Consider the following 9,395-nt stretch of genomic DNA (forward strand, 5'->3'; position numbering starts at 1 on the left):
GCGTTGCTGACGTCAAATCTGATAATGCAAATTTCAGTTCATAGACATATGAACTAGGGGGGAATAAGCCGCTCTCTTTTTCTTCCTTGGCAGAGTAAAACCAACTAGAACCACCCTCGCTTCCTCGCTTGGCCGCATCAGCACATGACGCTCATCGTAAGCACATGTGCCAGTGGTTACTCATTTAACTTTAGCAAAAGATGATGGAAGTGCTACGTTTTCAACCACCTTTTATCGTGACAAGATTTCATCTAACCGGATACTTTAGATAGATAAACTACTCGTTTCGCTACTTGGTGAGACCTCTAATTTTGGCTGTTGTGGCGTGATTGCAATGGGCTGATAGTCACGGGAAACCGGCACACTACTTTTTAAGTCATTAAAAATATCAAACAGTTGAGCATCGCTGTAACGCTCCCCGTAGATTCTTCGTAAGGTCTCGAAGCTGCCCAGTTTTGACAACAGAATAGCCAAATTAGCTTTCAGCTGCGGATCCGCTTGATCAGGGTTGTTAAGATACACTGGCATCAACAGCACCACCGCGTCTTGATACTTACCTTCTAGCATATCCACTAGAGCCAAATTATTCTTGATCACCAAGTCGTCATACATCATTTCACGGGCTTGGTTAAATTGCTGTCTGGCCCCAACTAAGTTGCCAAGCTCAGCGTATACCACCCCCAACATATTGACGGCTTTCGCACTTTTAGCGTCTTGATTAATGGCGATTTGTAAGGAGGTTTCCGCTTGGCGCAGTCGGCCGACGTTATATTGTGCAAGCCCTTGTAAATAAAAGGCTTCACCACCGCCCTTGCCCTCTCTGATCAAGGGAGCCAAGGTAAACAAACTCGACTCATTGTCGCCCGCATCTAGGTAGGCGTGTGCCAGTTTCAAACGCGTTGTCACGTCTTCTGCACTACGAAGACGCTCTTTGTAAAGCTCAATCAAGCGAGCGTTGTTCTCCGACAATTCTAGAAAGCGCTCATTATTATTCGATGCCATGGAATTCTGGCCGCCTGACGAAGCACAGCCAGCCAGAAGTGTTGTTGCGACAAGGACAGTCAGTAATTTCTTCATCAGTTCATCACCCTCATAATACCTGGCGCAGCCACTAAGATAACGATCGGAAACATGATAAACAGAATCAAAGGTACCGACATTTTTGCGGCCAACTTACCAATCTTTTCTTCGATGGTGAGCATCTGTACTTCACGTATCTCGGATGACAAATTGGTTAACACCTCGTAGATCGAAGAACCATATTGGATACTTTGTTTCAGTGTGATCACAAAGCTACGCATCTCACTGCTGGGTACGCGTTCAAACATCTCATCTAACGCGGCATCCAAACCAATTACCTTGGTGCGATCTTTTGTTTTATTAAGCTGATACCCTAAATCCGGATCAAAGTCCTTCATTTCTTGACTCAAATATTCCATCGACGCCTCAATGGTCATACCGGTCTGTACACAGACGGCGAGCAAGTCGATCATATAGGGCAGTTTATTGGACACTCGAAGCACCAGATTACGACTGCGAGTTTTCAAATACATATCAGGTAGAATCAGCGCTGCGGCGACCCATAAGGTACAAAACAACACCGTATCAGGAAGCGACCAGCTATTCACGCGAGACAACCAAACCAGCACGGATACTCCCACGAAGAGCAGCAAGTATTTCATTGGCATATAGTAGATAGCGAAGCGGGTGTTGTAGAATCCGGAAGCAATAAACTTACGCTTCATTTCCGATTCACCGGCCGAAAACGCAGAGCGAAAAGTTCTCACAATGGGTTTTAACCATTGACGTGGCTCTCGCTTCGTTTCTTCCTCTTTCCCCCGCAGCCATTCAAGACCACGCTTTATGCCTTTTCGAGAGGTAATTAGAATAATCAGCAGCTGCACCAGAAAGGCCACCAACAGTAATAGAAACAAAGGTTGCGATATCAATTTATCTAGCATTGCGCATTAACCTCCATACTATCCCAATCCCAATGGCCTCACTGGCTAACATATAGTAAAGCAACAATCGTCCTTCGGGATCGTTCATGACAAATTCATAGTTCTCAGGACTCACAAAGCGCGTCGCAAAAAGAAATATAAAAGGAATCGCCGCCACAATTTTGACCGACATGCGTGCCTCGGCGGTCAAGGCATTTTTCTTTTTGTCGACCGAGCGGATATTGAACATCAGCTTGTTTAAGCGATGAATAATATCGCGTAACTGACCACCACGCTCCATGTTGGCACGCAGTGTAATGATAAAGAAGAAAAACATATGGTAAGGCATGCGAGCACAGGCCTTACGGAAGACCTCCTCAGGAGGCTCCCCTAGCTGCAAACGTTTCGCCATATTGCGAAACTCGTGCGCCACTCGACCATCTAGGGTTGTTCCCACGTAGGAGATCGCTTGAGTAATACTCTCACCGGAAGAGACCGCACTGGTGAGCATATTAAGCGCCACGGGAAAGGTTTCATCGAACTCCTGTTCACGGCGTATTTCTAGATATTTTAAGCCAAAGAACAAGCCACCTAGTACGAAAATCGCCGCCACAATATAACTATTGGCTAGGAGAAAGTTTTGGTTGATGAAATGGGATAAAAAGATCAACAGTAAGACAAAGGCAATCAGTTTCAGACGGGCAAATCGTCCAAGCTGATCTAACAGATTCAACCAAGCATTATAAATGCGTCCCGATAGGGTTAAACCTATCAAAGACTTCACATCGATGACCTGTTGCATGGGCCGTGTGGCCTTAGGTCGGTTAATTCGGGCATACTCATTCAAGTATTCATTCAAGTCAATGCGACGACGCTTACGTAGTACATAGACGAGTAAGGCTGCCCCGAAAATCACCTGAAACACGAAAAACAACATCATAAGTTAGTACCTTTCTCGATACCTTTGAAGGCTTCGTTTAAACGATCCTCAAGGCCAAAGAAACGTGCTTTCTCGAATAGAATCGAGCGTTTCATTAGGCCGGTTGTCACGTATTCACCTTGCAGCTTACCCTCAGCACTTTGATGATAAGAAGGTTGAAAACGGAAAATTTCCTCTAAGATAACGCTACTGCCCTCCATGCCGACAATTTCCGTAATACTCATGATTTTACGTGAGCCGTCATGTAAACGGCTTATCTGCACAATCAGATCAATAGCGCTGACCACGGTTCTCCGAATTGCTTCTAAAGGTAGGTTGCTGGTCGCCATCATTACCATGGATTCAACACGGGATAAGGCATCACGAGGTGTGTTGGCGTGCAAGGTTGACATGGAGCCGTCATGACCGGTGTTCATGGCCTGCAGCATCTCAAATGCCTCAGGGCCACGACACTCCCCGACGATGATTCGATCGGGACGCATACGCAAAGAGTTGATAACCAAGTCGCGTTGGTTGACCGCCCCAGTATTCTCAATACCGGCCATACGCGTCTCTAAACGCACTACGTGCGGCTGCAATAAGCGTAGCTCGGCGGCATCCTCTATGGTGACAATACGTTCATTTTCACTGATATGTTGCGATAAGGCATTCAGCAAGGTGGTCTTACCGGAACCGGTACCACCAGAGATCAAAATATTAAGACGGCAGCGCGATGCAACCATCAGCACTTGTGCCATTTCGAGACTCATAGAGCCGTACTCACACAGTTTGCGAAAGTCGATACTCTGCTTTTTGAACTTACGAATTGAAATGGCGGTACCGTCAATCGCAATCGGCGGTATAACGATGTTAACACGGCTACCATCCTGTAAACGGGCATCACAGGTTGGTGCAGAATCATCCACCCGACGGCCAACACGAGAAGCAATACGCTTGGCAATCTCGATCAACTGGCGCTCGTCAATAAAATCAATATTGGCGCGTTCGACCAAACCATTACGCTCAATAAAGACATTGTCCGCACCATTGATCATGATATCCGTGATGCTCTCGTCTTCCATTAAGTCTTGTAACGGTCCTAGACCGATCAACTCATTGGTTAGACTGTTAACAAACTCCTCACGAATCGTACGTGCCACCGATAGATTTTCACGCTGAATCAGTAGATCGACAGCATTGGCTAGCTGACGCTGCAACTGTGCTTTATCGATATCAGCAATGGCTTCAGGGTCCAGCGCATCAAATATCTGTTTACGAAGACCAACATAGATTGATTTTGCACCCAGCATAATGTTTATCCCCTTTACTAGCTAAATGAAAATAGGGAACGCTTTTTACTGCTATTAGCCCTTTCACCCAAAATCGTAGCGGTCAGCTGACGCAGTGGCTTAGCAGCTTTTAAGGAAGATCGAGCAACACGCTTATGCTCTAAGATATGCGCATTAAGGTGATCACAGAATGGTATTTCGATATCAATAGTTTGTTTTAAGAAGGCCTCAGCATCTTCTTTCGTCAAGGTCTCGGACTTAGGCGGAACAATATGATTCATCACTAATATTAAACGTAGCGATTCATTTTTATTAAGGCGTTTCACCTTGTCACGCAGTCTTGCCGCATCGCGTATCGCTGATACAGAAGCCGACATCACCAGTACGATTACATCAGAGTCAGAGATAAATCGATCCGACTCGACTGAAAAGGCCACCGATGCCGAGCGATCTTCTAGTATGAAGTTAAAATCCCCAGCGAGGTAATCGATCACTGAGTTGGTATAATCTAATAAGGTCAGATCATCCACGCTCTCCGAGGTCAATGACAGGACCGACAACAAGCTATTTTGGCGATACACGAGGGATTGGGAGAACTTGTCATCAATGATCGAAATATCGCTTTTCTGGACCGTACGACGCTCGTAATCTCGAATCCCCATCATAATGTCCAAATCACCCGTACTGTGGTTTTGATCGACCACTAAACAAGATGACTTTTCAAGGGTACTCAATTGGTAAGCCATTTCGGCACAAACAAAGGTTGCGCCAACACCACCTTTGGAGCCAATAATACTAATGCACTTGGCTCGACGGTTTTGGCCTGGGCCGCGGCTACTTTTGCGACGGTTATCGTGCACGCTCCGTACAAAATCGATCAACTCTTGTTTGGTAATGGGCCAAAACAGGTAATAGAAACCGATATTTTTTAAATTACGTATCGTCGATATGGCGTCTTCACTACCAATGACAATAACGGAAGCATGATTCGGTAATAAGTGGTTAATTCGTTCGGCATCGGCGCTGACATTGTCACTGTGATTGAGTTCAACTATCACAATTTCAATGTCTGAGCTACGCACGTGCTCGATGATCTCATCATCCGTATTTTGCACCACCGCTGGGGCGACAATTCCTTCAAAACGAAAGGCTTCGAGCACCAGCTCATTGCATTCTGTAGTTTGATAAAACAGTACTGTACCAATTTTCTCTTGGTCAACAATGGAACCCTGATCTGGAGCGCTTTTAAGGGAGCCGACTAAATCAAACATAATTACCCCCAATTAGTTCGTCATTTTGTTTTGATTAATAGGAGTCACAGCTTGTGGATCGACAAGACTATGATTTCGAGCCGCTTCTACAAAACAACCATTGCCAGCTCGATAGAAGTTGTCTAATCGATGGGCCTCACATTCCTTTGTCACCGTTTTATGCTTCACCACTTTCAAAGCAAAATCCGCCTCCCTAGATGGGTCATACTGCATTGACAGATCCTGCGATAAGATACGAGAAGTCGGTACGCCAGCCGCTAACAGTTGCTGACGCGCGAAGCCTTGTAACAACACCCCTTCTCCTGAATACAGGGTCATAGTGACGGCTTTTTCAAGCGTTTGCGGCTCAAGCGCTTGGATAAAGTGAGCCAGCTCATGCTTAGACTGGGCTAAATGTGCTTTGCCTCCTTTGACAGCAAGGGTCTGTGTATAAGGCACTGACTGAACTGAGAACCGCTCTTCCATCGGCACTGGTTCCATGACAGAGCATCCGCTTAAACCTAACAAGGCAGTTAAGGCTGAGATCTTGATAATTTGACTCATTTCTTAAAGCCCCCTTCTGAAAGGATTTGCTCGCTTAACACTCGATTTGAACTCGCTTGCTGCTTGCTTTGAATTTTCGGTAGCACAAAGAAGCGCTCAGCATTCGTTGTACGTTGAAAAGTAGGCATACGCACCGAGCCCGTTTCGACTGGCTTCACTAGATTAACGGTAGCAACGATCAGCAACTCAGTTTTGTTACGCTCCGTTTCTGTATAGCGGAACAGAGAACCTAGGATGGGAATATCCCCAATGAAAGGAATCTTACGTAACAGCTCTCGCTCCTCGTTGTTCAGCAAGCCACCTAAAACAAAGCTCTGACCATCGGCTAGCTCGACTGTGGTATGAGCTCGACGAGTTTTGAAAGCGGGGATATTGTAGGTACTGTTACCATATTGCGTATCTACCGAGCTAACTTCTGGCATCAGGGACAAACGAATATTGTCATCTGTGAGAACCTTAGCCATCATTTCTAGGCGCACACCGAACTCTTTGTATTCAACGTTCACGCGATCATTCACAACTGTCGCGATTGGCAATTCACCCCCGACAATGAAACTCGCCGTTTCTCCTGAGATAACCGACAGATTAGGCTCAGCAAGTACTTGTCCCACTTCATCATCATTAATGGCCGTTATTGCGGCAATGATATTGTCACTGGAAATCGAACGTAACGGGTTAACAAATACACCTGAAGACTGACCTGATGAATAAAAATCCAAACCGAAGTTTTGTATTAAACTATGAGAAACCTCCACTACGGACAGTTTGACATTCACTTGCTTGGTCGTGACCACTTCAATGTTATTGACGACACCTGAGTAACTGCGACGGCGCATGAAGTCCATTCTCAGCGACTGGCCATTATCTGTTTTCCATTCAAGATCGTAGTTTTCAACGGAGCGGCCTAATAATTCACCGACCAACTGATTAATACCATCTTTCTCTTTTTCCGTGCTAACCGTACCGCTGAGAACCACCTTATCATCTAAATTATTGACGATGACATTTGCATCAGGATACATGGCTTTGATGTGACTTTTTACATCAGACACACTTTTACTCACCACTATATCTCTAGTCTGTAAGGTCGCGCCCTCCTCCGAGAACAATATAACAGTGGCCTTACCTGTACTTCTTCCGAATACCACTACCTTATGATTATCGACCACTTGATAATCTGCTATATCTGGAGCTGATATAAAAACAGATCCGATTTTCTGATTAGAGGAAAGCGCTCGCGCTTCTCCCTCCGCCATATTAAGGGTGGCGTGAGACCATAACGACAGCGATACCGTCATGAGCATAGCACCCAAAAGCCACTGTTTGATCATTCTCATAGTTATCCCTTATCGCGTCTGATGTTATCGTTTCACCCGTAATTCACGGACAGGTTTGAAATCAGTAATAATGTCGCCCAAGTCGATATCTATATATTTGCCGCGGTCTTCATCGGAAGACAACATAATCTCTAGCTGAGCAATACCTTGAGCCATACTGACTTTAGCTGCTTGGTCTTTCGTTAGCTGCAATATCATCGGAACTTTATTATCCGAACCGCTACCTAATCGACCATCCGCATCTTCAATGTTCTCTTCAACATTCGACTTCTTAAATACCTGGAGGACTTTCACTCCACTAAGAATGGTCGTTAATGAGACATTTGCAAGATCTCGAATCTGAGCACTGGTTAAATTTTGTGTCGTTGAAGTGAGTGCTAGAATATCGACGATCGATCCGGCTTGAATCACATCACCGACAACCGCATTGGCTCGGACCGAGATGGGCACTGGTAAATAGCCATCTTCAAGAACATAGCGGAAGTAGCCATCTTCCTCTGGGGTGATAAAGTATTCAGGCAGTGCAGGAGAGTCTTTTTCTAGCGCCATTTTCATGACCAACACATCAGGAAATTGCAGCTCTACATCATCCTCAATGCCCAATTCAAAAGCCTCTGACTCAGGGATTTCATCGACTTTAAAATCGCTGCGAGCCACCTGCTGCCCCTTAATGACAGCCTCTTTGGTGCGCCAAATTTTGATGGTTTTCTCAGGGGGAGCTTGAGCTTCTGTTTGCGTGAGCGAATCAGCCGTAGACGACTCCGTTGTGAATGGCTGGTTAACTTGCGTTATGTATATGCCCACTAGGCCAATCGCAAGAATAATAAGAGACAAATACATTAGTAATCTTGATTTCATATCCGTCCCCTTAAATTTGGATTAACTGATATGTGAAAGAAAGATTAATGCGCCCCCACTTATGGAAATAGGAACAGCATAAGGAACACCTCTTTGCCTTGCCAATTCAAAATCTGTAAAGTAACCATATATCAAATAACACAACGCAAAGAGACCACCTAATATTATCGTAATATATATTAGTAGAACTAAAAACTCAGGATTCACACCTAAACTAATGACACATAAAAGCTTAGTATCCCCTGCTCCTAAAATATTAAAAGCATGAAGAAAAAAACCAGCCGTTAGTATCATTAAAGTGTATGGCAATACGTACCAGTTGGGTTGATTAACCCAAGTTAAAAGGACCATAAAAGTAAGGCAAATCAAATATCTATTTTTTATCTGCCTTACCTTTACATCCATAAATAAGATAAAGAGTAGACAAGCCATTATGCAAAGTAATAGCAAAACCACCATTAATTATTACCTTAATTATTTTATGATCCTAGGCCGTTTACAGTTGATGTAACTTTAGATAATGCGCCTTGTAGCGTAGTCGTTAATGCACTGTCTTCACCACCGAACACGAAGTAAACGGTTAAAGCAACGGCCACCGCTAATACAGCATACTCAATTGCGGTCACGCCTTTACGGTCTGTAAAAAAAGTACATGCTTGGACATAAAGCTTAGTAAACATAATCATATCTCCCCAAAGAAAACAAAAAACATTAAGAAATCACTCAAAAGAGTTCAGATTTCAATAAGTTTGTCTCTGTCAAGGCAATGCCGTTCTATTAGCTTTTGGCTAAGCAATCGGACAATCCATCATTGTCTACAGCTCGGAAATCAATCCTAATTTCTAACAGATGCAATTTAAGAATAGCAGCACTTTACCAAGCGTCAATGAACTAAATTAGCCATAATGAAATTATTACGGAAAATTCATGACACAAGTTTACACAATACATATCCGTGTAAAAAAGTGTTATTCAGGCCATTGGGAGGTAAGAAACCAGCGAGTGGGATGATTCTTCAGCAACAGAAGCGCTAGTGTATAAAAGGCATCAGTAGTAGCTAAGAGGAAGATTAAGGGTAATATTTTTGGGGTATACGGATTTAATGGTTGATGGGCACCTTCACCCCATCAATCTGATACCACCCTCAGATGGTTGATAGATCGACTCCGTAGTTGAGTTCCTCTGCGAAGTCCGGCAGTCCGTAACCGATGGTTTTCTTGTAGAAAGGAGAGACCTTC

10 protein-coding genes and 1 pseudogene are annotated in these 9,395 nt (G+C 44.4%); all 11 read right to left on the reverse strand.

All coding sequences use genetic code 11. The features are described from left to right. Positions 1-264: 264 nt before the first annotated feature. A complete protein-coding gene (locus tag MAQ5080_RS01975; RefSeq protein WP_067204800.1) occupies positions 265-1,077 on the reverse strand; it encodes a tetratricopeptide repeat protein in 813 nt (270 codons plus the stop codon). After that, a complete protein-coding gene (locus tag MAQ5080_RS01980) occupies positions 1,077-1,961 on the reverse strand; it encodes a type II secretion system F family protein (protein WP_067204803.1) in 885 nt (294 codons plus the stop codon). The genes MAQ5080_RS01975 and MAQ5080_RS01980 overlap by 1 nt, the downstream gene beginning before the upstream one ends. Continuing rightward, entirely contained in the window at positions 1,951-2,880 is a 930-nt protein-coding gene (locus MAQ5080_RS01985) for a type II secretion system F family protein (protein WP_156496502.1), read from the reverse strand. Before MAQ5080_RS01985 ends, MAQ5080_RS01980 begins: the two co-directional genes overlap by 11 nt. Continuing rightward, the gene (locus MAQ5080_RS01990) at positions 2,877-4,169 is read right to left on the reverse strand and encodes a TadA family conjugal transfer-associated ATPase (RefSeq protein ID WP_067204805.1); all 1,293 of its coding nucleotides are present in this window, start codon (positions 4,167-4,169) and stop codon (positions 2,877-2,879) included. Before MAQ5080_RS01990 ends, MAQ5080_RS01985 begins: the two co-directional genes overlap by 4 nt. 17 nt (positions 4,170-4,186) lie before the next feature. Further along, positions 4,187-5,419, reverse strand: coding sequence for a CpaE/TadZ family protein (locus MAQ5080_RS01995; protein ID WP_067204808.1), 1,233 nt, complete (start codon positions 5,417-5,419; stop codon positions 4,187-4,189). A 12-nt stretch (positions 5,420-5,431) separates the two neighbouring features. Next, positions 5,432-5,962, reverse strand: coding sequence for a hypothetical protein (locus MAQ5080_RS02000; RefSeq protein WP_067204812.1), 531 nt, complete (start codon positions 5,960-5,962; stop codon positions 5,432-5,434). After that, positions 5,959-7,014, reverse strand: a complete 1,056-nt coding sequence (locus MAQ5080_RS02005) for a type II and III secretion system protein family protein (protein WP_231870751.1) — start codon at positions 7,012-7,014, stop codon at positions 5,959-5,961. Before MAQ5080_RS02005 ends, MAQ5080_RS02000 begins: the two co-directional genes overlap by 4 nt. A gap of 18 nt (positions 7,015-7,032) precedes the next feature. Further along, a pseudogene (locus MAQ5080_RS17710) lies at positions 7,033-7,299 on the reverse strand (pilus assembly protein N-terminal domain-containing protein); the annotation flags it as partial. Between the two features lie 24 nt (positions 7,300-7,323). Next, positions 7,324-8,157 carry a Flp pilus assembly protein CpaB gene (gene cpaB / locus MAQ5080_RS02010; RefSeq protein WP_082860974.1) on the reverse strand — a complete coding sequence of 278 codons (834 nt, stop codon included), beginning with the start codon at positions 8,155-8,157 and terminating at the stop codon, positions 7,324-7,326. Between the two features lie 21 nt (positions 8,158-8,178). Then, positions 8,179-8,616: an A24 family peptidase gene (locus MAQ5080_RS02015; RefSeq protein ID WP_067204822.1), complete on the reverse strand. Its 438-nt coding sequence runs from the start codon at positions 8,614-8,616 to the stop codon at positions 8,179-8,181. A 20-nt stretch (positions 8,617-8,636) separates the two neighbouring features. After that, positions 8,637-8,837 (reverse strand): Flp family type IVb pilin, encoded by a 201-nt coding sequence (locus tag MAQ5080_RS02020; protein WP_067204902.1) that lies wholly within the window; start codon positions 8,835-8,837, stop codon positions 8,637-8,639. Positions 8,838-9,395 lie beyond the last annotated feature (558 nt).

Origin of the sequence: Marinomonas aquimarina (assembly GCF_900089755.1) — a bacterium.
Classification (GTDB): Bacteria; Pseudomonadota; Gammaproteobacteria; order Pseudomonadales; family Marinomonadaceae; genus Marinomonas; species Marinomonas aquimarina.

What these genes read in the sequence shown, in the direction of transcription:
- MAQ5080_RS01975 (WP_067204800.1), bottom strand. Translation starts at nt 1,077, where the DNA reads ATGAAGAAATTACTGACTGTCCTTGTCGCAACAACACTTCTGGCTGGC.
- MAQ5080_RS01980 (WP_067204803.1), bottom strand. Translation starts at nt 1,961, where the DNA reads ATGCTAGATAAATTGATATCGCAACCTTTGTTTCTATTACTGTTGGTG.
- MAQ5080_RS01985 (WP_156496502.1), bottom strand. Translation starts at nt 2,880, where the DNA reads ATGATGTTGTTTTTCGTGTTTCAGGTGATTTTCGGGGCAGCCTTACTC.
- MAQ5080_RS01990 (WP_067204805.1), bottom strand. Translation starts at nt 4,169, where the DNA reads ATGCTGGGTGCAAAATCAATCTATGTTGGTCTTCGTAAACAGATATTT.
- MAQ5080_RS01995 (WP_067204808.1), bottom strand. Translation starts at nt 5,419, where the DNA reads ATGTTTGATTTAGTCGGCTCCCTTAAAAGCGCTCCAGATCAGGGTTCC.
- MAQ5080_RS02000 (WP_067204812.1), bottom strand. Translation starts at nt 5,962, where the DNA reads ATGAGTCAAATTATCAAGATCTCAGCCTTAACTGCCTTGTTAGGTTTA.
- cpaB (WP_082860974.1), bottom strand. Translation starts at nt 8,157, where the DNA reads ATGAAATCAAGATTACTAATGTATTTGTCTCTTATTATTCTTGCGATT.
- MAQ5080_RS02015 (WP_067204822.1), bottom strand. Translation starts at nt 8,616, where the DNA reads ATGGTGGTTTTGCTATTACTTTGCATAATGGCTTGTCTACTCTTTATC.
- MAQ5080_RS02020 (WP_067204902.1), bottom strand. Translation starts at nt 8,837, where the DNA reads ATGTTTACTAAGCTTTATGTCCAAGCATGTACTTTTTTTACAGACCGT.